Origin of the sequence: Achromobacter sp. JD417, from assembly GCF_041879325.1 — a bacterium.
Taxonomy (GTDB): domain Bacteria; phylum Pseudomonadota; class Gammaproteobacteria; order Burkholderiales; family Burkholderiaceae_B; genus Achromobacter; species Achromobacter mucicolens.
This window is the reverse complement of sequence record NZ_CP087159.1, coordinates 5,866,385-5,887,323: the sequence shown is the minus strand read 5'-3', so window position 1 is coordinate 5,887,323 and position 20,939 is coordinate 5,866,385. Positions and strand designations below refer to the sequence as shown.

The 20,939-nt window shown below is 65.0% G+C and carries 21 protein-coding genes; 11 read left to right on the top strand and 10 right to left on the bottom strand.

Features of this window, described 5'->3' with window-relative positions; all coding sequences use genetic code 11:
* Positions 1 to 14: 14 nt before the first annotated feature.
* The 8 genes from hprK to LN047_RS27000 all read right to left on the bottom strand — a co-directional run bounded on the left by hprK (position 15) and on the right by LN047_RS27000 (position 6,023).
* Positions 15 to 941, bottom strand: a complete 927-nt coding sequence (gene hprK / locus LN047_RS27035) for an HPr(Ser) kinase/phosphatase (protein ID WP_006216298.1) — start codon at positions 939 to 941, stop codon at positions 15 to 17.
* Positions 942 to 961: 20 nt separating this feature from the next.
* Positions 962 to 1,417: a PTS sugar transporter subunit IIA gene (locus tag LN047_RS27030; RefSeq protein WP_056319588.1), complete on the bottom strand. Its 456-nt coding sequence runs from the start codon at positions 1,415 to 1,417 to the stop codon at positions 962 to 964.
* A gap of 337 nt (positions 1,418 to 1,754) precedes the next feature.
* Positions 1,755 to 2,093 (bottom strand): ribosome hibernation-promoting factor, HPF/YfiA family, encoded by a 339-nt coding sequence (hpf, locus tag LN047_RS27025; RefSeq protein ID WP_056319592.1) that lies wholly within the window; start codon positions 2,091 to 2,093, stop codon positions 1,755 to 1,757.
* A 217-nt stretch (positions 2,094 to 2,310) separates the two neighbouring features.
* Entirely contained in the window at positions 2,311 to 3,105 is a 795-nt protein-coding gene (gene lptB / locus LN047_RS27020) for an LPS export ABC transporter ATP-binding protein (protein ID WP_056319593.1), read from the bottom strand.
* Between the two features lie 33 nt (positions 3,106 to 3,138).
* A complete protein-coding gene (lptA, locus tag LN047_RS27015) occupies positions 3,139 to 3,762 on the bottom strand; it encodes a lipopolysaccharide transport periplasmic protein LptA (protein WP_373980726.1) in 624 nt (207 codons plus the stop codon).
* Entirely contained in the window at positions 3,759 to 4,391 is a 633-nt protein-coding gene (gene lptC / locus LN047_RS27010) for an LPS export ABC transporter periplasmic protein LptC (protein WP_056319599.1), read from the bottom strand. The genes lptA and lptC overlap by 4 nt, the downstream gene beginning before the upstream one ends.
* A 37-nt stretch (positions 4,392 to 4,428) precedes the next feature.
* The gene (locus LN047_RS27005; protein WP_175156596.1) at positions 4,429 to 5,037 is read right to left on the bottom strand and encodes an HAD family hydrolase; all 609 of its coding nucleotides are present in this window, start codon (positions 5,035 to 5,037) and stop codon (positions 4,429 to 4,431) included.
* Positions 5,034 to 6,023, bottom strand: coding sequence for an SIS domain-containing protein (locus LN047_RS27000; protein WP_062838940.1), 990 nt, complete (start codon positions 6,021 to 6,023; stop codon positions 5,034 to 5,036). The genes LN047_RS27005 and LN047_RS27000 overlap by 4 nt, the downstream gene beginning before the upstream one ends.
* A gap of 104 nt (positions 6,024 to 6,127) precedes the next feature.
* Here LN047_RS27000 and purT point away from each other — a divergent pair, with 104 nt between their 5' ends.
* From purT to LN047_RS26960, 8 genes are all read left to right on the top strand, one after another.
* A complete protein-coding gene (purT, locus tag LN047_RS26995) occupies positions 6,128 to 7,345 on the top strand; it encodes a formate-dependent phosphoribosylglycinamide formyltransferase (RefSeq protein WP_175156594.1) in 1,218 nt (405 codons plus the stop codon).
* Positions 7,346 to 7,659: 314 nt separating this feature from the next.
* Complete coding sequence (locus LN047_RS26990) at positions 7,660 to 8,205, top strand: GbsR/MarR family transcriptional regulator (RefSeq protein ID WP_373980725.1); 546 nt, start codon at positions 7,660 to 7,662, stop codon at positions 8,203 to 8,205.
* 126 nt (positions 8,206 to 8,331) lie between these two features.
* On the top strand, positions 8,332 to 9,906 hold the full coding sequence (locus LN047_RS26985) for a cytochrome ubiquinol oxidase subunit I (protein WP_063952111.1): 1,575 nt from the start codon (positions 8,332 to 8,334) through the stop codon (positions 9,904 to 9,906).
* 14 nt (positions 9,907 to 9,920) lie between these two features.
* Entirely contained in the window at positions 9,921 to 11,075 is a 1,155-nt protein-coding gene (gene cydB / locus LN047_RS26980; RefSeq protein WP_373980724.1) for a cytochrome d ubiquinol oxidase subunit II, read from the top strand.
* 16 nt (positions 11,076 to 11,091) lie between these two features.
* Positions 11,092 to 11,217: a cytochrome bd-I oxidase subunit CydX gene (cydX, locus tag LN047_RS26975; RefSeq protein ID WP_056319618.1), complete on the top strand. Its 126-nt coding sequence runs from the start codon at positions 11,092 to 11,094 to the stop codon at positions 11,215 to 11,217.
* Positions 11,214 to 12,962 (top strand): thiol reductant ABC exporter subunit CydD, encoded by a 1,749-nt coding sequence (cydD, locus tag LN047_RS26970; protein ID WP_373980723.1) that lies wholly within the window; start codon positions 11,214 to 11,216, stop codon positions 12,960 to 12,962. The genes cydX and cydD overlap by 4 nt, the downstream gene beginning before the upstream one ends.
* Positions 12,959 to 14,656, top strand: a complete 1,698-nt coding sequence (gene cydC / locus LN047_RS26965; RefSeq protein ID WP_373980722.1) for a thiol reductant ABC exporter subunit CydC — start codon at positions 12,959 to 12,961, stop codon at positions 14,654 to 14,656. The genes cydD and cydC overlap by 4 nt, the downstream gene beginning before the upstream one ends.
* A gap of 54 nt (positions 14,657 to 14,710) precedes the next feature.
* On the top strand, positions 14,711 to 15,265 hold the full coding sequence (locus tag LN047_RS26960; RefSeq protein ID WP_056319625.1) for an adenine phosphoribosyltransferase: 555 nt from the start codon (positions 14,711 to 14,713) through the stop codon (positions 15,263 to 15,265).
* Positions 15,266 to 15,316: 51 nt separating this feature from the next.
* On the opposite strand, the gene LN047_RS26955 is transcribed toward LN047_RS26960, so the two are convergent.
* The gene (locus LN047_RS26955) at positions 15,317 to 16,207 is read right to left on the bottom strand and encodes a LysR family transcriptional regulator (protein WP_056319627.1); all 891 of its coding nucleotides are present in this window, start codon (positions 16,205 to 16,207) and stop codon (positions 15,317 to 15,319) included.
* A gap of 385 nt (positions 16,208 to 16,592) precedes the next feature.
* Between LN047_RS26955 and LN047_RS26950 the strand changes: the two genes are divergently transcribed.
* Positions 16,593 to 16,973, top strand: coding sequence for a DUF4148 domain-containing protein (locus tag LN047_RS26950; protein WP_373980721.1), 381 nt, complete (start codon positions 16,593 to 16,595; stop codon positions 16,971 to 16,973).
* 448 nt (positions 16,974 to 17,421) lie between these two features.
* Complete coding sequence (locus LN047_RS26945) at positions 17,422 to 18,534, top strand: porin (protein ID WP_062838947.1); 1,113 nt, start codon at positions 17,422 to 17,424, stop codon at positions 18,532 to 18,534.
* Positions 18,535 to 18,694: 160 nt separating this feature from the next.
* Here LN047_RS26945 and ilvA read toward each other — a convergent pair whose 3' ends face one another.
* On the bottom strand, positions 18,695 to 20,203 hold the full coding sequence (ilvA, locus tag LN047_RS26940) for a threonine ammonia-lyase, biosynthetic (RefSeq protein ID WP_373980720.1): 1,509 nt from the start codon (positions 20,201 to 20,203) through the stop codon (positions 18,695 to 18,697).
* A 95-nt stretch (positions 20,204 to 20,298) separates the two neighbouring features.
* Between ilvA and LN047_RS26935 the strand changes: the two genes are divergently transcribed.
* Complete coding sequence (locus tag LN047_RS26935) at positions 20,299 to 20,835, top strand: YqaA family protein (RefSeq protein ID WP_373980719.1); 537 nt, start codon at positions 20,299 to 20,301, stop codon at positions 20,833 to 20,835.
* The last annotated feature ends 104 nt before the right edge of the window (positions 20,836 to 20,939 follow it).

Below are 20,939 nucleotides of genomic sequence, written 5' to 3'. Positions count from 1 at the left end.
GCGACGACGCGGGCTCATTTGCTGCTTTGGAGGATCGCCATGGCCTGGCGTTCCATGAATTCGCCCAGCGTGTCGATGCCGCGCAATTTCAGGATGGTGTTGCGCACGGCCGCCTCGACCAGCACGGCCAGGTTGCGGCCCGCGGCCACCTGCAGCATCACTTTACGCACGGGCAGTCCCAGCATGTCCTGCGTGATGTCTTGCAGCGGCAGGCGTTCGAACTTGTCCTGTGCGGTGGCACGCACCAGGTGCACGATAAGCTTGAGCCGCATCTTGCGGCGCACCGAGGTTTCGCCAAAGATGGTGCGGATGTCGAGCAGGCCCAGGCCGCGGACTTCCAGCAGGTTCTGCAGCAATTGCGGACAGTGGCCTTCGATCATGTTGGGCGCGGTGCGCGAGAACTCGACTGCGTCGTCGGCCACCAGGCCGTGGCCGCGCGAGATCAGTTCCAGCGCCAGTTCGCTCTTGCCCAGACCCGATTCGCCCGTGATCAGCACGCCCAGTCCCAGCACGTCCAGGAACACGCCGTGCACCGTGGTGGTGGGCGCCAGCTTCTTGCCCAGATAGATGCGCAAGAGGTCGATCAGTTGCGCGGCCGCGACCGGCGTGGACAGCAGCGGTACCTGGTGCTGGTCGCATTGGTCGACGAGGTCTTGCGGCGGCGTCAGGCCATCGGCCAGCAGAATCGCAGGGACGCCGCCGATCAGCAGCTCGTCCATGTGGTGCATGCGGCGGCGCAGGTCGAAGCGCGTGTAATACGCCAGCTCTTCCTGGCCAAACACCTGGATGCGAGACGGGTGGATCAGGTTCAAGTGGCCGACCAGGTCGGCGGCCGCCATGCCGTCATCGGGAATCGCGCGGTCCGCCGCGCCTTGGCCCGAGATCCAGTTAAAAGGGATTTTGTCGGCGTTGTCGTCGACGAGTTCCTGCACCGTGAGCATGGCAGCGATTCCGCGTGGGATCAGAGTTGGCCGGTCGTGAGCATTCTGTGCACGATGGCCGGGTCGGGCTCGGTGGCCAGCGCCTCGCGCAATGCCTTGTTGGACATGAGCTGGGCGAGTTCGGCCAGGATGTCCAGGTGCTGCTGCGTGGCCGTTTCAGGCACCAGCAGGCACAGCAGCATCGACACGGGTTGACCGTCGGGCGCGTCGAACGTGATGGGCTGGGCAAGGCGGATGAATGCCGCCAGCGCTTGTTCCAGACCTTTCACGCGGCCGTGCGGCACGGCCACGCCCTGGCCGAGGGCGGTTGACCCCAGACGCTCGCGGGCAAAAAGGCTGTCGAACACGAGCGCGCGTGCCAAGCCGTTGTTGTTTTCAAAAAGCAGACCGGCCTGTTCGAACGCACGTTTCTTGCTCGTGGCGAGCATATCGAGCACGACGTTGCCGGCGGGGAGGATGCGCGACAAATGATTCATCAGGGCATTATAGGGTTATATGACGCACTGCAACAATCAACCGCCCCGGGCGTTTCGGACGACCGGAAGCGATCGGGGCACAAGAGCGACAGCATAGTCTGATCGCGGCGCGTTGTGGGCATTCTGGGGGTGGCGATCATCACGGCGCGGCGCACGTCTGGCAAAAGCCCAGGAAAACGCCAATCGGCCGGCGGGCGCCAGCGGGATGAAACACGAGGGGGGAGGGGACTTTGCCGATGCCCCGGCTGGACGCAAGGTCTAGCGGGACACCGGGACTTAGGCAGGATCCTGGGATCCCTGTACGGCTAGTCGCTCAGGTGAGCGGTCATGAAGCGCGTTACTGCTGGGGTGGCGAGAGGGTCGCCGCTTGCCGCTTCACGGACTCTGCTGAATGACTTCTTACCTTGTCCTTGTGCTTGATGACCTGACGGTCGACTTTGTCAGCAAGAAGGTCGATGGCTGCATAGAGGTTTTCATCGGTTGCTTCACAATGAATGTCCTTGCCGCTCAGTCGCATGGTGATTTCGGCTCTATGCCGCAGGGGCTCTACTGAGAGCATGACCTGGGTATCGATGACGTGATCGAAATGCCGCAGCACTCGCGCCAGTTTGTTCATGACATATTCCCGGATGGCCGGGGTGACGTCGAGGTGACGACCGCAGATGCTCAGGTTCATAGTGTGCTCTCCTTCTAAAAGAGGAAAAAGGTGCGCAAAAGGCGCGGTGAAGTCGTTAGGCGTTCTCCTTCAATAAGCAGGTTCGTTTAGTACTAGTGTATAGACTCGGGCCGATAAAACAAGCTGACCTACCGCAAGTTCATGGCAATTTTATGGCTGAGCCCCTAGGGCGTATGGCCCTTCTTTCCCAGGCGTTACGGTGTCTTTCAGCATGGGGTTACATCCGGAAGTGTTCGCCCAGGTACACGCGGCGAACGGCGGGGTCGCCCACGATTTCCTCGGGGTGGCCGTCGGTCAGCACCTTGCCTTCGCTGATGATGTAGGCTCGGTCGCAGATGCCCAGGGTTTCGCGCACGTTATGGTCGGTGATCAGCACGCCGATGCCGCGGCCCTTCAGGAAGCGCACGATGCGCTGGATCTCGATGACCGCGATCGGGTCCACGCCGGCAAACGGTTCGTCCAGCAGGATGAAGCGCGGGCTGGTCGCCAGCGCGCGCGCAATTTCCACGCGGCGGCGTTCGCCGCCCGACAGCGAAATCGCGGCATTGCTGCGGATGTGGCCGATCTGCAGTTCTTCGAGCAGCGACTCCATCTGTTCATTGATCTTGGGCGTCGTCAACGGACGGCCGTCCGGACCCACCTGCAATTCCAGCACGGCGCGGATGTTCTGTTCGACCGTCAGGCGGCGGAACACGGAAGCGTCCTGCGGCAGGTACGACAGGCCCATGCGCGCGCGCTTGTGGATGGGCATTGCCGTGATGACGGCGCCGTCGATTTCGATGCGGCCCGCATCCGCGGGCACCAGGCCGACGATCATATAGAAGCTGGTGGTCTTGCCGGCGCCGTTGGGGCCCAGCAGGCCCACGACTTCGCCGCTGACCACGGACAGGGACACATCCTGCACCACGGTGCGGCCGTTGTAGGTCTTGCGCAGTCCGGTTGCGCGCAGGCTGCCCTGCTTGACGCCCGAAGGGGCGGAGGTCACGGGGGTCGGCACTGAAGGTTGGTTCATCGTGGCTGCGATTGGTGTTGCATGGGAAGCGCTTCAGCGCCCTTTCTTGGCTGCCTGCTGCTTGCGGCATTCGGCGACGGCGGCGTCCAGCTTGGCGCGCGGTTCGGCCAAGGAACGCACGCGTCCGCCGGCCGCGGCGGAATTCGGGCCGCCTTGTGCTTCGTACGTGCCGGACTTCTCGTTGTAGCGTACCCGTTCGCCGCGAATGGTATCGAACGGTTTCCCACAGACGTAGCGGGTCACGATGGCCTGGCCGATCAGGTCGAACGTGCTGTTGGTGCCGTCGTATTCGGCGCGCAGGCCCTTGCCTTCGATGAGTTCGAAGTTTTCGGGGCGTTCCTGGCGGATGGTGACGACCTTGCCTTTGTTGGCGGTGGCCGTGCCGTATTGGTTGCCCTGCGCGTCCTCGTTCATCTGCAGCGTGTCGGACGTCAGCGTCATCAGGCCGCGCGTCATGTTAACGTTGCCGGTGAACACGCTTTGTTTCTTCACGTCGTCGTAGTGCAGCGTGTCCGACAGGATCAGCGTGCTGGGCTCTTCAGTTGGCGTTGCCGCCTTCGGGTCCGCGGCATGGGCCGGCGCAAACGCGCAAGCCGTCAACAGCACGGCGCCCATCAGGCGGGTCGTCGGGGCGAAGAGGGTCCGAAGGTCGGTCATGGTTTTTTCTGGTTAGAGTTGTTGGCAGGAATTTCGGTGCGGCGCTGCTGCCTGCCTTCCGAACCGGCAATTTCCACGTCGGTCGACGCCGACACCTGCAATTGGCGAGTCTTGTTGTTGTAGTGCATGCCCGTGCCCTGCATGCGCGAGCGGCCCTTCAGGACCGTGGCGGGCAGGTCGGTGAAGACCACGTCGTCATCGGGCAGGATGATGAGTTGCTGGCTGCGCACGTCCAGCATGTCGTTTTCGGCATCGGGCTGGCGCAGCACGTGGGCGTCGCCCTGCATGACGATCCGCTTGCCGCCCTGTTCCATCACGGCCGTCTTTGAAACCGCGACCGTGATCGGATTGGTCTCGCGCTGGCCCACCGCGCGCGGCGCGGTGACGTGATACGAATCGTCGTCGGGAAAGTGCTCCATGTAGTCGCCTTCCAGGCGATTGATGGGCTTGCCCGTGGGATCAGTGCGCAGCATCACGAATTCGCGCGACCATGCGTCCATTTCGTGGGTGACGCGGCGCGGCGGGTCCACCTGGATGGCGCGCTGCGCGTAATCGGCCGCCCACCACGAGCTGGTGACCAGCACCAGCAGCAGGAACAGCGCGATCAGTGAGGGAAAACGTTCTTTCATCGGGTGCGCCGCGAGGGCGTATTCGTTAACGGGGCGATCACTGGATGGCTCCGGGGCCGAGCAGGCCCGGCGATGCCAGGAATGCGCCCAGGCGGCCTTGCGAGGCCAAGAGGAGATCGCAGCATTCGCGTACGGCCCCGCTTCCGCCGGGCAGGGTGGAAACCCAGTGGGCCGCCTGGCTGACGTAGCCGGGAGCGTTGGGCACGCTGGCCGCGAAGCCGGCGCGCTGCAAGGCCGGCAGGTCGATGATGTCATCGCCCATGTAGCCGGTTTGATTCAGTTGGACACCGCAGCGCTGCGCAAGTTCGGTCAGGGCGCTGCCCTTGTCGCGCACGCCCTGGATGACTTCGGCGATGCCCAGTTCCGCGGCGCGGCGGGCGACGATGGGGCCGGAACGTCCGGTGATCAGCGCCACTTTCAGGCCGCCTTCCATCAGCAGCCGCAGCCCGTGGCCGTCCAGCACGTGGAAGCGCTTTTGCAGTTCGCCGCCTTCGCCGTAATAGAGGCTGCCGTCGGTCAGCACGCCGTCCACGTCGAAAACCATCAGGCGCACGGCCGCGGCGCGTTCGCGCACGATGGCAGGGATACGGGCAAGCACCAGCGCTTCGGCCGGGTGATTCACGGAAGCAGAAAGGTTCATAGTCATACCACTTTAGCGGCCATCAGATCGTGCATGTGCAATGCGCCGACCAGCGCGCCGTCATTGTCCAACACCAGCATGTGATTGAGCCGTTGTTCGTCCATCTGCCGGGCGGCCTCGACCGCCAGCGCCTCGGGATTGATGCTGCGCGGCGAGCGCGTCATGCCCGCCTCGACGGTCAGGCTGCGGATATCGCCGTGCCGCGCGATGAGACGGCGCAGGTCGCCGTCGGTGAAGATGCCCTGCGGGCGGTGCTGCGCGTCGGTGACGACGGTCATGCCCATGCCCTTGGCCGACATGACCTCCAGCGCCTGCGATACCGGGGTGCCCGCCATGACAATAGGCAGGGCGTCTCCCTGGCGCATGACGTCGCGCACGTGGGTGAGCAGGCGGCGGCCCAGCGCGCCGCCCGGGTGCGAGCGGGCAAAGTCCTGCGGCCCGAAACCGCGGGCCTCCAGGCAGGCGACAGCCAGGGCGTCGCCCAGCGCCAGGGCGGCGGTCGTGCTGGCGGTGGGCGCCAGGTTCATCGGGCAGGCTTCCTGGGCCACGCTGGCATCCAGATGGATGTCGGCCTGCCGGGCCAGTTCGGATTGCGGGTTGCCGGTGATGGCGACCAGCCCCGCGCCCATGCGGCGCACGACGGGCAGGATCGTCAGCAATTCCGAGCCCGAGCCGGAATAGGAGATCGCGATGAGGACGTCGTCGCGGGTGATCATGCCCAGATCGCCGTGGACGGCCTCGGCCGCATGCACGAAGAAGGCGGGCGTGCCGGTGGAGGCCAGCGTCGCGGCGATCTTGCGGGCGATGTGTCCCGTTTTTCCGATGCCGCTGACGACCACCCGTCCGCGGCAGGCGAGCAGCAAGTCAACGACACGCGTGAAGCTGTCGTCCAGCCGGGCGGACAGGTCTTGCAGCCCTTGGCTTTCAATCTGAAGCGTTCTGCGCGCAGATGCCAGCGCGGTGCCGGACGAAGAGGTGGGATGGTCGTTCATGGGGCGGATTTTAATCGCAGTACGCTAGTTTGCCCCGCGCAGGGGCGTATGGCATGCTGGCGAGTCTTTCAACGGCTTTCAAACTTTCCTTCCAGGCCCGCTCCATGTCCAGCATTTCCAGTCCCGTCCTTGGCACGCCACTGTCCCCCTTGGCCACCCGCGTCATGCTGCTGGGTTCCGGTGAACTGGGCAAAGAGGTCATCATCGCCCTGCAGCGCCTGGGCGTCGAAGTCATTGCGGTGGATCGGTATGCCGACGCCCCGGGCCATCAGGTGGCGCACCGGGCGCATGTGGTGTCGATGACCGACCCGCAGGCCTTGCGGCAGGTCATCGAAGCGGAGCAACCGGACGTTATTGTCCCCGAAATCGAGGCCATTGCCACCAGCTTGCTGGTGGAACTGGAGGCGGCCGGCGTGGCGCGGGTCACCCCGACGGCCCGCGCGGCACAGCTCACCATGAATCGCGAAGGCATCCGCCGCCTCGCGGCCGAGACGTTGGGGCTGCCGACCTCGCCCTACCGCTTTGTCGACACCGAGGACGAGCTGCGCCAGGCCATCGATGGCGGCATCGGCTATCCCTGCGTCATCAAGCCGGTCATGTCCTCGTCGGGCAAGGGCCAGTCGGTCATCAAGAGCGCCGACGACGTGGCCTCCGCGTGGCGCTACGCCCAGGAAGGGGGACGGGTCGGGGGCGGCCGCGCCATCGTCGAGGGGTTCATCCGCTTCGACTACGAAATCACGCTTCTGACCGTACGGGCCCGCGGGGCCGACGGTCAGGTCGAGACCTGCTACTGCGAACCCATCGGCCACAAGCAGGTCGACGGCGACTACGTCGAAAGCTGGCAGCCGCACCCCATGTCTCCGGCGGCGCTCCAGCGTGCGCGCGACATCGCGCTGGCCGTCACGTCCGAGCTGGGCGGACTGGGCATTTTCGGCGTCGAGCTCTTCGTGGCGGGCGACCAGGTCTGGTTCTCCGAGGTCAGCCCGCGTCCGCACGACACCGGCATGGTCACCATGATTACCCAGGTGCAGAACGAGTTCGAACTGCACGCGCGCGCGCTGCTGGGGCTGCCGGTCGACCCCAGCCTGCGCCAGCCGGGCGCCAGCAGCGTCATCTATGGCGGCGTGGAAGCCCGGGCGGTGACGTTCCATGGCGTGGCCGAGGCGCTGGCCGAGCCCGGCACGGACATCCGCCTCTTCGGCAAGCCCGAATCCTTCGTGAAACGCCGCATGGGCGTGGGCCTGGCCGTGGCGGAAGACGTTGCTGCCGCCCGCGCCAAGGCCAAGCGCGTGTCGGCCGCCGTGACCGTCAAGGCCGGTTGATCGTCCGCGCGGGCCTGTCCCGGACCGGGTAGCGCCCGCCGTTACCCCGCTTTTTCCCCCCCATCAACGCCACCCGCCAACCGGCCGGTGGCGTTTTTGCTGGGCGCCATTTCCCGATTTGTGTTGTATGGCTGTCACGTTCGGCGGCTAATTTGGCCTGCCCGCGCCCTGAATGGCGCCCGGTTGCGCCTTCGCCCCTGAGCGCTGTGTGGTTTGCGCTTTCTCATCGTTTGTTCGATAATTTCAGAAATTTCTGAAATCGAAGTAACTGCATGTGTCGTGCAGCCCCTTCACTGTGTTACTGGCTGATCCTCATGGCGCTTTCCCCCCAGATCGAACGATTTGTCCTGCACTTTGGTGAGATGGGCAGCCGTTGGGGCGTGAATCGCACCGTCGGCCAGATCTACGCCCTGCTATTTCTCGCGCCGCAGCCGCTGAACGCCGACGATATCGCCGAGGCCCTGGGCTTTTCGCGCTCGAACGTCAGCCTTGGGCTGAAAGAGCTGCAGTCCTGGCGCCTGGTCAAGCTGATGCATCAGGTGGGCGACCGCCGCGACTACTTCGAGACCCCCAAGGACGTCTGGGAAATCTTCCGCATCCTCATGGAAGAGAAGCGCAAGCGCGAAGTCGACCCCACCCTCACGCTCCTGCGCGACACGTTGCTGGAGTCGCCGTCCGGGGCCGACGAGGCTTACGCGCAACAACGAATGACCGAAATGCTGGAGCTCATCGAACTATCCACGGGGTGGTTCGATGAGGTTCAACGGCTGCCGCCCGAAACTCTGCAAAGCCTCATGAAACTTGGTTCCAAGGTTCAGAAGGTGTTGGGATTCGCCGGCAAATTGCGGGGCAAGGGCTGACCCGTCACGCCTCGATTTTTCAGGAAACCTCTATGAAGTTGTATGCAACGCCCCTAACATGGCGCGGTAGACGGCCTGGGAACCATGCCGGTTGCCGCAGCGCGTCGACGCCTTGGGAGCAGCCTCATGATTGATCTCGATGTCGTGAATCTCTCGCGGTTCCAGTTCGCCGCGACTGCGCTCTACCATTTCATTTTTGTCCCGCTCACGCTTGGCCTGTCGTTCATGCTGGCCATCATGGAAAGCGTGTACGTCATGACCGGACGCGCCATCTGGAAGAAGATGACGATGTTCTGGGGCACGCTGTTCGGCATCAACTTCGCGCTGGGCGTGGCCACGGGCGTGGTGATGGAGTTCCAGTTCGGCATGAACTGGTCCTACTACAGCCACTACGTGGGCGACGTCTTCGGCGCGCCGCTGGCCCTTGAAGGGCTGATGGCGTTCTTCCTGGAAGCCACCTTCGTCGGCCTGTTCTTCTTCGGCTGGAACCGCATGTCCAAGGTCAGCCACCTGGCCGTGACCTGGCTGGTGGCCTTCGGCACGAACTTCTCGGCCCTGTGGATCCTGATCGCCAACGGCTGGATGCAGAACCCGGTCGGCGCGGTCTTCAATCCGGACACGATGCGCATGGAAATGACCGACTTCGCCGCGGTCATCTTCAACCCGGTCGCGCAAGCCAAGTTCGTGCATACCGTCAGTGCCGGTTACGTGGCGGGCGCCATGTTCGTCATGTCGATCAGCGCGTGGTATCTGCTGCGCGGCCGTCATATCGACCTGGCCAAGCGCTCGATGGCGGTAGCTGCCAGCTTCGGCCTGGCCGGCGCACTGTCGGTGGTCGTCCTGGGCGATGAAAGCGGCTATCTCACCACCGAACACCAGAAGATGAAGATCGCGGCCATGGAATCCATGTGGCATACCGAGCCCGCGCCCGCGTCCTTCAACCTGATCGCCATCCCGAACCAGGCCGAGCGCCGCAACGACTTCGCGATCGAGATTCCCTATGTCATGGGCATTATCGGCACGCGTTCGCTGACCACGCCGCTGCTGGGCATCAACGACCTGATCCTGCGCGCCGAGAATCGCATCCGCGACGGCATCGTGGCCTACGAGGCCCTGCAGAAGATCCGCGCGAACCCGAAGGATGTGGATGCGCGCATGGTGTTCGACAGGACCTGGCCGGACCTGGGCTACGCGCTCCTCGTCAAGCGCCATCAGCCCGACATCAGCAAGGTCACCGAAGCGGACATCAAGCAGGCCGCGATCGATACCGTGCCAACCGTGGCGCCGCTTTTCTGGGCGTTCCGCATCATGGTCGCGGTGGGCATGTACCTGATCCTGTTCTTCGGCGTGGCGTTCTGGCTTGCCTCGCGCGGCCGGCTGGACAAGCGTCCGGCGCTGCTCAAGGTGGCGTTGTGGAGCCTGCCGCTGCCGTGGGTCGCGATCGAAAGCGGCTGGTTCGTCGCCGAGTACGGCCGCCAGCCCTGGGTGATCGAAGGCGTGCTGCCCACGTACTACGCGGCGTCGGGTCTGACCATGACCGACCTAGTCATCAGCCTGTCGATCTTCCTGGTGCTGTACACGATCCTGCTCATCATCGGCGTTAAGGTCATGCTGCACGCCATCAAGGCCGGACCGAAATCCGACGGGCCGGCGCCGGGTGATGCCGCCGCCGATCCCGTCCACGCCGCCGTGCGCGCCTGAGGGGAGAAACGCAAATGGATACCCTAATTCCTTTTGACTACGGCACGCTGCGCGTGGTGTGGTGGGTGCTGCTGGGCGCCTTGCTCATCGGCTTTGCCGTCATGGACGGCTTTGACCTGGGCGTGGCGGCGCTGTTGCCGGTGGTCGCCAAGACCGACGCCGAGCGCCGCATCGTCATCAACGTGGTGGGGCCGGTCTGGGAAGGCAATCAGGTCTGGCTCATCACCGCGGGCGGCGCCATCTTTGCCGCGTGGCCCTTGCTCTATGCCGCATCGTTCTCCGGCTTTTATCTGGCGATGATGCTGGTCCTGCTGGCGCTGATCCTGCGGCCGGTGGGCTTCAAGTACCGCAGCAAGATGGAAGGCACGCGCTGGCGCAATCGCTGGGACGCTGTGCTGTGCTTTTCGGGCGTGGTGGCATCGCTGGTGTTCGGCGTGGCGATGGGCAACATCGTGCTGGGCGTGCCGTTCACGTTCGACGCCGTGACGCTGCGCCCGATCTACGAAGGGCACTTCTTCCAGCTGTTCATGCCGTTCGCCCTGCTTGCAGGCGTGCTGAGCGTGGTGATGCTGGCCATGCACGGCGCGGTGCTGCTGGCCTGGCGCACGGATGATCCCGTGTCCTCGCGCGCTCGCAACTGGGGCCGTCTGTGCGCGGTGCTGACGGCAGTGCTGTTCGTGGCCGGCGGCTTCTGGGTCGCGGGCGGCGTGCCGGGTCATGCAATCACCAGCGCGGTCGATATGTCCGCGCCGTCCGATCCGATGCTCAAGACCGTGTCGGTGCAGACCGGCGCCTGGATGGCCAATTACGCGAAGTGGCCGTGGATGTGGATCGCGCCCGCGCTGGGCGTGGCCGGCGCGGTGCTGGCGGCGCTGCTCTTGACCGTGCGCGCCAACATGCTGGCATTCCTGTCGTCCTCGGCGTCGATTGCCGGCGTGATCCTGACGGTGGGCTTCTCGCTCTTTCCGTTCATCATGCCGTCCTCGACCAATCCGAAGGCCGGCCTGACCATCTGGGACGGCTCGTCCAGCCACCTGACGCTGTGGATCATGGTGATTGCCGTGGCCGTCTTCCTGCCGATCGTGACCGTCTACACCGGCTGGGTGTACCGCGTCATGCGCGGCAAGGTCACCCATGATTCGGTGGGCGACACGCCCAACTCGTACTGATAAAGGAGCCTCGTCCATGTGGTATTTCTCGTGGATTCTCGGCCTTGGCCTGGCGTGCGCATTCGCCATTCTCAATGCGATGTGGTTCGAGCTGCGCGAAGGTCAGACCCATGACCCGCGCGCCAGCCGCGACGTCGAGTGAGCGGCGGCGCAAGCAGCCTCGAGCACGACCCGTCGGCGTCCCTGCAGAAGCCGCCGCGCGAACAGTCGCGGTGGCTGATGGGACTGGCCAGGACGGCGCGGTATCCGCTGATCGTGGCGGGCGCCGCGCCGCTGGTCAGCGGCGCATTGCTCGTCGTGCAGGCCTGGCTTCTTGCCAGCGTGCTGGACTCGGCGATCGTGGGCGGCACGCCGCGGCATGAACTGCTGGGCGGCATCGCCGGTATTGCGGGGCTGATGCTGCTGCGCGCGTGCATCGCCTGGGCGGGCGAGCGCGCCGGCGCGGATGCCTCCGAGCGCATCAAGCGCCACGTGCGCCAGTCGCTGTTCCTGCGGCTGGTGCAAAAAGGCCCTTACTGGAGCCGCGGCAAAGCGTCAGGCGAACTGGCGAGCGCGGTGGTCGACCAGGTCGAGGCGCTGGATGGCTTCTTTGCGAAGTATCTGCCCGCGATGGCTGCGGCCGCGATGCTGCCGGTGGCGTTCTCGGTGGTGCTGCTGCCCGTCGACGTGATCGCGGGCCTGGTGCTGCTGATCACGGCGCCGCTGATTCCGCTCTTCATGGCGCTGGTGGGGTGGGGCGCGCAAGGCGCCAGCCGCCGCCACCTGCGTGCGTTCGCCCGGCTGTCGGGGTTTTTCGCGGACCGGTTGCGTGGGCTGTCCACGCTGAAGCTGTATGGGCGCGCGCAGGCCGAGGCCCAGTCCGTCGTGGCCGCCAGCGATGCGCTGCGCCAGCGGACGATGTCGGTGCTGCGCATCGCGTTTCTGTCCTCGGCCGTACTGGAATTTTTTGCCGCGTTGGGCGTGGCGGGCATTGCGGTCTACATCGGCCTGACTTACCTGGGATTTCTGGACATGCGCTGGTCGCCGCTGACGCTGCAGGCCGGGCTGTTCTGCTTGTTGATGGCACCCGAGGTCTACGCGCCGCTGCGCCAGTTTGCCGCCCATTATCACGACCGCGCGACGGCGCTGGCCGCCGTCACGCAAATTGCCGTCCTGTTCGATGGCCTGCCGCAAGCCGAGGCCGAAGCAGCGCCCGCTTTGGGCGGCAAGCCCGCGCATGCCGGCAAGGGCGCCGCAGTTGTCATCGATGGCTTGCGGGTCGAGGCGCCGGGCCGCGGCCACGCGGTGCTGGCCGATGCGGCGCTTGCGCTCGCGCCCGGCGAGCACATGGCGCTGATGGGACCCAGCGGCATCGGCAAATCCACCCTGATCGAAGCCATCGCGCGCCTGCGGCCCGCCGACGGCGATATTCGCATCGATGGCCTGCCGCTGGCGCAATGGGACGAGAACGCCTTGCGCCAGCGTGTGGCGCTGATCGGCCAGCGGCCGCAATTGCTGGCCGGATCGATCGCCGACAACATCCGGCTGGGCCGGCCCGGCGCCACGGATGCGCAGGTCGAGGATGCCGCGCGCCGCGCTTGCGTGCTGGAATTCGCGCAGGACCTGCCGCAAGGATTGGATACCGTGCTGGGCAGCCGCGGCCACGGCTTGTCCGGCGGGCAGGCGCAGCGCGTGGCGCTGGCCCGCCTCTTCCTGCGCGATCCGGGGCTTATCCTGCTGGACGAACCCACCGCCCACCTGGACGACGCGACGCAGGCCCGGGTGCTGGATGAGATTCTGCAATTTGCCGCCGGCCGCACGTTGGTGCTGGCGACGCACGCGCCCGCGGTGGCCGCGCGCTTGCCGCGCGTGGCGCGCATCGCCGCCGGCGCCGTGGAAGACGCATGAAGAATCTGTTGTTGCTCCTGCCGCTATACGCACGCCGCAAAGGCGGGCTTTTGCTCGCATTGTTCTGTGCGCTGGCGACCGTGGCCGCCGGCGTGGGACTGCTGGGCGTGTCGGGCTGGTTCCTGACGGGCGCGTTCCTGGCCGGCGCCGGCAGCGTCTTCAACCTGTTTGCGCCGTCCGCGCTGGTGCGGGGACTGTCCTTCCTGCGGATCGTGTCGCGCTACGCCGACCGGGTGGTGGGTCATGCCGCCACGCTGCGGTTGTTGGCGGATCTGCGCGCCTTGGTGTTTTCGGCGCTGATCCGGCTGACTCCGCGCCAGCTTGCGCGTTATCGCAGCGGCGATCTGGTCGCCCGCATGACGAATGACGTCGATGCGCTGGATACGGTCTTTCTGTTTGTGCTGGCGCCGCTGGCCACCGCGATCGTTGCCGGCGCGGTGCTGACCGCAGTGCTGGGGCAATGGGTTCCCGCGGCGGCGCTGGTCTTTGCACTGGCGCTGCTGACGGCGTGCGTGATCGTGCCCCTGTGGCTGCTGCGCGCGGCGCGCAAGCCAGGCGCGGCCGCGCAGGAAAGCGCGGCCGGGCTACGCGCCGCCACGCTGGATGCGGTTGACGGCCACGCCGACATGGTGGCCCTGAATGCCCAGGCCGAGACGCTGGCGCATTTCGAGCGTCTGTGCGAAGCCAGCGCCCAGGCGCGCCGCAGCCAGGCGCGGGTGGCGGTGCGCGGGCAATGGTTCCTGCAGGTGGCCGCGGGCGTGGCGGTGATGGCGCTGTTGTGGTTTGGGCTTGCCGCGCATGAGGCGGGGGGGATCGAAGCGCCCGTCCTGGCGGGCTTGCTGCTAGCCGTCATCGGCATTTTCGAGGTCGCCGGTCCGATCATGCGGGGCGCATCCCGGATGGGATCGGCAATGTCGGCCGCTGCGCGCATCCGCGAGGTCACGCAATGCGAACCCGACATGCAGGATCCGGCGGTGCCGCACCCCTTGCCCCATAGCGGCGCGCTGGAACTGGATGGTGTCGGCTTCGCCTATCCCGCCCGCGCCGCCGGCGATGGCGTGCGGGTGCTGAAAGACATCAACCTGCGAATCGAACCGGGCGAACGCGTGGCCATCCTGGGTCCAAGCGGCGCGGGGAAATCCACGCTGCTGCATCTGATCCTCAGGCTTGAGGATCCGCAGGCAGGGCAGGTCCGCTTCGGCGGGTGCGATGCGCGCGCGTGTGCGCAGGCCGATTGGCACCGGCGGATCGTCCTGCTGTCGCAGGATTCGCCCCTGTTTCTGGGCACGCTGCGCACCAACCTGTTGATCGGCAATCCCGACGCCGACGATGGCGCGCTGTGGCAGGCGCTGGATGCAGCAAGACTCGGTGATTTCGTGCGCGGCCTGCCCGATGGCCTGGACACCTGGGCTGGCGAAACCGGCTCGCAGCTGTCGGCCGGGCAAGCGCGGCGCCTGTGCCTGGCCCGGGCGTTGCTGGCGCCCGCCGCGGTCATCGTGCTGGACGAGCCGACCGCGGGATTGGATGGCGCGGCCGAAGCGGCATTCTTTGCGGACCTGGAACACGCGGTGCGCGGACGCACCGTGGTGCTGGCCACGCACGCGGCCCTGCCCGAGGGCGCGGTGCACCGTTGCCATGTGTTGCGCAACGGTCGACTGCATGACATGTCATCGCATGCGGCAATCCTGGCTTAAGCGCGGCGGCGCGGTTATAGTTCGCCTTGCTTCAATTCACTCAGGGCCGTACCCATGCAGACCGACAACGCCGAGTTCATCCGGCGCACCATCCGCAGCGTTCCGGACTGGCCCCAACCCGGTGTCACGTTCCGCGATATCACGCCGGTGCTGCAGGATCCGCGTGCGTTCCGCGTCCTGATCGATCTCTTCGTCTATCGCTACATGCGCCAGCGCCTGGATCTGGTGGCGGGTGTGGACGCGCGCGGCTTCATCGTGGGCAGCGTGCTGGCCTATGAACTGAACCTGGGCTTCGTGCCCGTGCGCAAGAAGGGCAAGCTGCCTTACCGCACCGTGGCAGAGGAATACTCGCTCGAATACGGCAACGCGGCCGTCGAAATGCACACGGATTCGGTCCGAACGGGCCAGCGTGTCCTGCTGGTGGACGATCTGATCGCTACTGGCGGCACCATGCTCGCGGCCATCAAGCTGCTGCAGCGCCTGGGCGCCAACGTGGTGGAAGCCGCCGCGATCATTGATTTGCCGGATTTGGGCGGATCCGCCAAGGTGGCTGCCACCGGCACGCCGCTCTACACGGTCTGTCAGTACGGCGCGGACACGACGCCGTAGCGGTACGGCATCAGCCGCCTCCTTCGCAGGGGGCCGCCCCGCGCACCTTTCTCAGGCGTCAGACAAGCGGGGCTGGATGAAATCCAGAAAAGCCTTGGTCTTGGCCGGCAGCATGCGCGAGGGCAGCAGCGCAAACAAGGGCAGGGGCGTCAGGCTCCACTCCGGCAGCACGCGCACCAACCCCGTCTGCTTGATGGCGCGCTCCATCGCGTCGAACACCAGCAGCGGGGTGATGCCCAACCCCTGACCGGCCAATCGTCCCAGCATCCCCACGTTATTGGCCGAAAGGCGGCCAGACACCTGCACGCGCTCGACCTTGTCGCCCGAATGGAGCATCCAGAAGGACGATTCCTCGCGCATGGTGGGGCGCAGGCATTCGTGGTGGGTCAGGTCCGCCGGCACGCGCGGTTCGCCGTGGCGGGCCAGATACTCGGGCGACGCATAGAGCTGGTGCGCCATCAGCACGATCTTGCGCGAGATGAGGCTGGAATCGGGCTGCTGCCCGAAACGCAGGATCAGGTCGAATGGATTGCTGATGGGATCGATGGGGCGCATGCTCAGATCGAAGTCGCATTCGATATCCGGATGCTGTTCGCGAAATTCGCGGATCACGGCGGGCAGGAACAATTGCGCCAGGCTGGTCGGCAGCGAGATTCGCAGACGGCCCTTGGGCTGCACGGCCATGTCCAGCAGTTGGTCGTGCGCGATGCGCGCCTCTTCGACGATATGGCGGCAACGTTCGAAGTAGATGGCGCCGGCTTCGGTCAGATCGATCTTGCGCGTGCTGCGGTTGAGCAGCCGCATGCCCACGCTGCGTTCCAGTTCGCTGACCCGGCGCGAGAGCGTGGAGGTCGGGATATTCAAGGCTTCGGCGGCGTGGCTGAAGTTCTTGCGCTTGGCGACCTCGACGAATAGCGCGATGTCGTTAAGCTGAATGTCCATGAATGCCCTCGAGACTCAAGTTTCCATTTCTGGCAGATTCGTATGATAAATGGAATTATTGTCCCGCCAGTAGAAATGTCTATTTCTCCACTTTGAACAACAATTCCATCGCATGGGGGACCTCATATTGCGATACCCACCTTGCGGGAAACTGAACAAATGCGAGATTTTGCATCATCCGGCGCAATCATTGCGGGCACCTTTCCCATAGGACATGACGCTGATTCGGCAGGCAATTGTCCCATCCGTGCAAATATGTTCCCCAAATTAAGGGTTTTTACTAAGCGCCAATCGCCAGATACTTCGTCCCAGCAATCAAATTGTCATATCGAGCCCGCCAGCCTGGCGCGAGACGATGTGCAACGTTTAGGATGGAGTCATCGCAATGAAAGCCCTAGCAACCGCACTCATGGTTACCGCCACTCTGGTTGGCATGTCCGCCGCTCACGCCGATGGCAAGACGCGTGAACAAGTCCAGCAGGAACTGCAGGCCGCCAAGGCCGCGGGCACCGTCACGTTCGGCGAACTGGACTATCCGCCCGCTGCCGCCCAAACCACCAGCCTGTCGCGCGATCAAGTTCAGCAGGAACTGCAAAGCGCCAAGGCCGCAGGCCAGGTGACGAGCGCTGAACTCGACTATCCGCCCAAGGCCGTTTCGCAGACCGCCGGCAAGACCCGTGCGGAAGTTCGCCAGGAACTGGCCGATGCCAAGGCGCGCGGCGAATACACGTTCGGCGAACTGGATTACCCGCCCAAGGGCCGCTGATTCAAGACCGGCGATCCAGCCACCCGGAAGGTCACCGAAAGAACCCCTTGTGACGCCGAGGGGTTTTTTTGCGTCCTGCTTTTTGTGCGGCGGCTGAATCCGTGTGGCATTTACGCTGCAAAAACTGTTCCGCTCCCGCTACATCTGTTGCCGGCCAGGATGCGCGCCGCATGGCCGATCCGGTGATGTGAAAGCGCGATGCGAGCAATGATTCATATTTGAGATCAAGGTGTTAGCAGGCGCCAAGAGACGCCGTGCGCCTTCAGGGGCACGTCATTATCCCAACCATGGAAAGTAGTTCGTCGAAATCCGGGTTACTACGAACTGCTACAAGCCGGACACTACCCCCAGTGCATCAGCCGCGCGATTGGACGCAGCGGCATGCGAGGTTCCGCGGTCTTGCGGCGCCAAGCAGTGCGCCTTTCATCTCGCCATTTTGGGGTTTCAAATGAAGAAGACGTTTTTGGCCGTCGCGTTGCTGACCGGCTTTGCCGGCGCCGCGCAGGCCGCCGATTCCGTGACGCTGTACGGTTTGATCGACGCTGGCCTTGGCTACGAAAAAGTGAAGTTCAAGGGCGACTCGCAGAGCCGCATCGGCGCGGTGCAGGGCGTGAGCAGCGGTTCGCGCTTCGGCCTGCGCGGCACGGAAGACCTGGGCGACGGCCTGCGCGCGGTGTTCACGCTGGAAGGCGGCTTCGGTCCCCTGAACGGCAACTCGCTGCAGAGCAACCGCCTGTTCGGCCGTCAGGCCACCGTTGGCCTGGACAGCGATTCGTGGGGCCGTCTGGAATTCGGCCGTCAGACCAACCTTGCCTCGAAGTACTTCGGCTCGATCGACCCGTTCTCGATCAGCTACAACAACGCCAACATGGGCACCACGTTCGGCAGCGCCAACACGATGCGCCTGGACAACATGGTCCTGTATCAAACCCCCAGCCTGGGCGGCCTGAAGGTCGGCCTGGGTTATGCGTTCAGTGCGGACGACACCGTCACCGATTCGACGCAGAAGGGCTTTGCCACGGGCAACAACAACCGTGTGATCACCGCTGGCGTGCAGTACGTCAACGGCCCGCTGAACCTGGCCGCCGCCTACGATCGCTTCAACCCGTCCAACGACCGCGTCGGCGGCAAGGATGCGGCGCGCATTCAGGAATACATCGTCGGCGGTTCGTACGACTTTGAAGTCGTGAAGCTGGCCGCCGCCTTTGGCCAGACCCGCGACGGCTGGTTCATCGGCCAGAACATGGGCACCACGCCCGACGGCATGAACAAGCTGGGTTCGTTCAAGCTGGCCGACGGCTTTCGCGCCAACTCGTACATGGTCGGCGCCACCGTGCCGCTGGGCCGCCACGCCGTGTTCGGCTCGTGGCAGCGCGCCACCGCCAGCAATGACAAGCTGACGGGCGACGACGCAACGTTCAACGTGTACAGCCTTGGCTACACCTACGAGTTCACCAAGCGCACGAACCTGTACGCGTACGCCTCTTATGGCGACAACTACGCGTTCCAGCACGATGCCACCGATACGGCGGTTGCCGTCGGCCTGCGTCACCGTTTCTAAGCAACAGCGCGTCCGGCCGGACCTTGCTGAATGCGCGGTCCATTCTCCGTGGACCGCCGAGTGACAGCGACCCCCCCCTACATTGGATCCGGCCGGGCGTGACTTGCGCCCAGAAGGGAAGGGCCTCCGCAAGGAGGCCCTCTCGCTTGCAGCGCCGGAACTACAGGAAGAGCTTGTAGGCCGGGTTGTCGGTCTCGTTCCAGTGGGGATAACCCAATTCCGCCACGAAATTGCGGAACAGCTTCTTGTCCGCGGGCGGCACCTGGATGCCGATCAGGATGCGGCCATAGTCGGCGCCCTGGTTGCGGTAGTGGAACAGGCTGATGTTCCAGTCGGGATTCATCGCGTTCAGAAAGCGCATCAGCGCGCCCGGACGCTCGGGAAATTCAAAGCGGTACAGCAATTCGTTTCGCGCCAGCGCCGAGCGGCCGCCCACCATGTGGCGCAGGTGGGTCTTGGCCATTTCGTCGTGAGTCAGATCCAGCGTGTCGAATCCATGCCGGCGGAAGTTCGCGGCGATCTTGTCGGGTTCCGCGGCGGACGAGACCTGGATGCCGACGAACACGTGGGCGCGATCCGCGTCCGAGATGCGGTAGTTGAATTCGGTGACGCTGCGTTCGCCCACCAGTTCGCAGAAGCGGCGGAAGCTCCCGCGCTGCTCGGGCATGGTGACCGCGAAGACGGCCTCGCGCATTTCGCCGACCTCGGCGCGTTCGGCCACGAAGCGCAGCCGGTCGAAGTTCATGTTCGCGCCGCATGCAATGGCGACGAGCGTCTTGTTCTTCAGGTTGTGCTCGGCCGCATACTGCTTGGCGCCTGCCACCGCCATCGCGCCGGCCGGCTCCAGCACGCTGCGCGTGTCCTGAAAGACGTCCTTGATGGCCGCGCAGATCGCATCGGTGTTGACCACCACGTAATCGTCCACGTACTTGCGCGCCAGCTTGAAGGTCTCGGCGCCCACCATCTTGACCGCCGTGCCGTCCGAGAACAGGCCGACGTCGTTCAGCTGGACGCGCCGGCCCGCGCGCACGCTGCGCAGCATGGCGTCGGAGTCTTCGGTCTGTACGCCGATGATCTTGATCTCGGGGCGCAGCTGCTTGATGTACGCCGCGACCCCGGCAATGAGGCCGCCGCCGCCGATGGCCACGAAGATCGCATCGATGTGGCTGGGGTGCTGGCGCAGGATTTCCATGCCGACGGTGCCCTGGCCGGCGATCACGTCGGGATCGTCGAAGGGATGGACGAAGGTCAGCTTCTCTTTCTTTTCCAGCACCTGCGCGTGCGCGTAGGCATCCGAAAAGCTCTCGCCGGCCAGCACGACCTCGCCGCCCAGGCGGCGCACGGCATCGATCTTGACCTGCGGGCTGGTCGTGGGCATGACGATCACGGCGCGGCAGCCCAGGCGGCTGGCCGCCAGCGCGACGCCCTGCGCGTGGTTGCCGGCCGAGGCCGCGATGACGCCGCGGTTGCGGGCCGCCGGACTCAGGTTCGCCATCTTGTTGTAGGCGCCGCGCAGCTTGAAGCTGAACACCGCCTGGGTATCCTCGCGCTTGAGCAACATCGTGTTCGACATCCGCTGCGACAGCAGGGGCGCTGCCTCGAGCGGGGATTCGACCGCAACGTCGTAAACCTTGGAAGTCAGGATGCGTTTCAGATAATCAGTGGACATGGACCGCGCGATAGGGCAAGAGTGGGGACTGGCCAGGATTATTGCAGGGAATGCCTGTCGCCTTCCCGGTTTCCCGCGGCTACACTGCCGCAACCATGGAAGAAAGTCTCTTATCCGCAGTTCATTGGCTCTTGGGGGTGCTGGCGCTGCCCTCGGTGGGCCTGCCGGCCATCTTCACCGTCTCGCTCGTGTCGGCGACCCTGCTGCCGCTGGGCTCCGAGCCGGCGGTGTTCGGCTATATCAAGCTATCGCCGGACATGTTCTGGCCCGCCGTCCTGGTGGCGACGGCCGGCAACACCGTGGGCGGCGCCATCAGCTACGCGATGGGGCTGGGCGCCGAGAAAGCGGTCGAGCGCTGGAAGGAAAAGCACCCCCATCCGCATCCCAAGGCCACCGAAGGCGGCCGGATGCGCGGACGCTGGAACGAGCGCGCCCACGATTGGCTGCATCGGATAGGGCCGCCGGCGCTGCTCTTGTCCTGGTTGCCCGCAGTGGGTGACCCCCTGTGCGCCGTCGCGGGCTGGTTGCGCCTGTCCTTCTGGCCCTGCGTCTTCTACATGGCCATCGGCAAATTCATGCGCTATCTGTTCATGACTGCCGGCCTGCTCTGGTTCTTCCCGGGCAAAATCTAGCGCTGACGCCACACTTAAACGGGGACGAAACGCGTCGTCCCCGATGCGCTTTTGCACGGCTTGCCCGGGTTATTCGGGGCCAGGTCGGGACAATGGCATAAAAT

What these genes read in the sequence shown, in the direction of transcription:
- cydB (WP_373980724.1), top strand. Translation starts at nt 9,921, where the DNA reads ATGGATACCCTAATTCCTTTTGACTACGGCACGCTGCGCGTGGTGTGG.
- cydX (WP_056319618.1), top strand. Translation starts at nt 11,092, where the DNA reads ATGTGGTATTTCTCGTGGATTCTCGGCCTTGGCCTGGCGTGCGCATTC.
- LN047_RS26985 (WP_063952111.1), top strand. Translation starts at nt 8,332, where the DNA reads ATGATTGATCTCGATGTCGTGAATCTCTCGCGGTTCCAGTTCGCCGCG.
- lptC (WP_056319599.1), bottom strand. Translation starts at nt 4,391, where the DNA reads ATGAAAGAACGTTTTCCCTCACTGATCGCGCTGTTCCTGCTGCTGGTG.
- LN047_RS26955 (WP_056319627.1), bottom strand. Translation starts at nt 16,207, where the DNA reads ATGGACATTCAGCTTAACGACATCGCGCTATTCGTCGAGGTCGCCAAG.
- LN047_RS26945 (WP_062838947.1), top strand. Translation starts at nt 17,422, where the DNA reads ATGAAGAAGACGTTTTTGGCCGTCGCGTTGCTGACCGGCTTTGCCGGC.
- cydC (WP_373980722.1), top strand. Translation starts at nt 12,959, where the DNA reads ATGAAGAATCTGTTGTTGCTCCTGCCGCTATACGCACGCCGCAAAGGC.
- LN047_RS26960 (WP_056319625.1), top strand. Translation starts at nt 14,711, where the DNA reads ATGCAGACCGACAACGCCGAGTTCATCCGGCGCACCATCCGCAGCGTT.
- hprK (WP_006216298.1), bottom strand. Translation starts at nt 941, where the DNA reads ATGCTCACGGTGCAGGAACTCGTCGACGACAACGCCGACAAAATCCCT.
- LN047_RS27030 (WP_056319588.1), bottom strand. Translation starts at nt 1,417, where the DNA reads ATGAATCATTTGTCGCGCATCCTCCCCGCCGGCAACGTCGTGCTCGAT.
- LN047_RS27005 (WP_175156596.1), bottom strand. Translation starts at nt 5,037, where the DNA reads ATGACTATGAACCTTTCTGCTTCCGTGAATCACCCGGCCGAAGCGCTG.
- ilvA (WP_373980720.1), bottom strand. Translation starts at nt 20,203, where the DNA reads ATGTCCACTGATTATCTGAAACGCATCCTGACTTCCAAGGTTTACGAC.
- lptB (WP_056319593.1), bottom strand. Translation starts at nt 3,105, where the DNA reads ATGAACCAACCTTCAGTGCCGACCCCCGTGACCTCCGCCCCTTCGGGC.
- lptA (WP_373980726.1), bottom strand. Translation starts at nt 3,762, where the DNA reads ATGACCGACCTTCGGACCCTCTTCGCCCCGACGACCCGCCTGATGGGC.
- hpf (WP_056319592.1), bottom strand. Translation starts at nt 2,093, where the DNA reads ATGAACCTGAGCATCTGCGGTCGTCACCTCGACGTCACCCCGGCCATC.
- LN047_RS27000 (WP_062838940.1), bottom strand. Translation starts at nt 6,023, where the DNA reads ATGAACGACCATCCCACCTCTTCGTCCGGCACCGCGCTGGCATCTGCG.
- LN047_RS26990 (WP_373980725.1), top strand. Translation starts at nt 7,660, where the DNA reads ATGGCGCTTTCCCCCCAGATCGAACGATTTGTCCTGCACTTTGGTGAG.
- purT (WP_175156594.1), top strand. Translation starts at nt 6,128, where the DNA reads ATGTCCAGCATTTCCAGTCCCGTCCTTGGCACGCCACTGTCCCCCTTG.
- LN047_RS26950 (WP_373980721.1), top strand. Translation starts at nt 16,593, where the DNA reads ATGAAAGCCCTAGCAACCGCACTCATGGTTACCGCCACTCTGGTTGGC.
- LN047_RS26935 (WP_373980719.1), top strand. Translation starts at nt 20,299, where the DNA reads ATGGAAGAAAGTCTCTTATCCGCAGTTCATTGGCTCTTGGGGGTGCTG.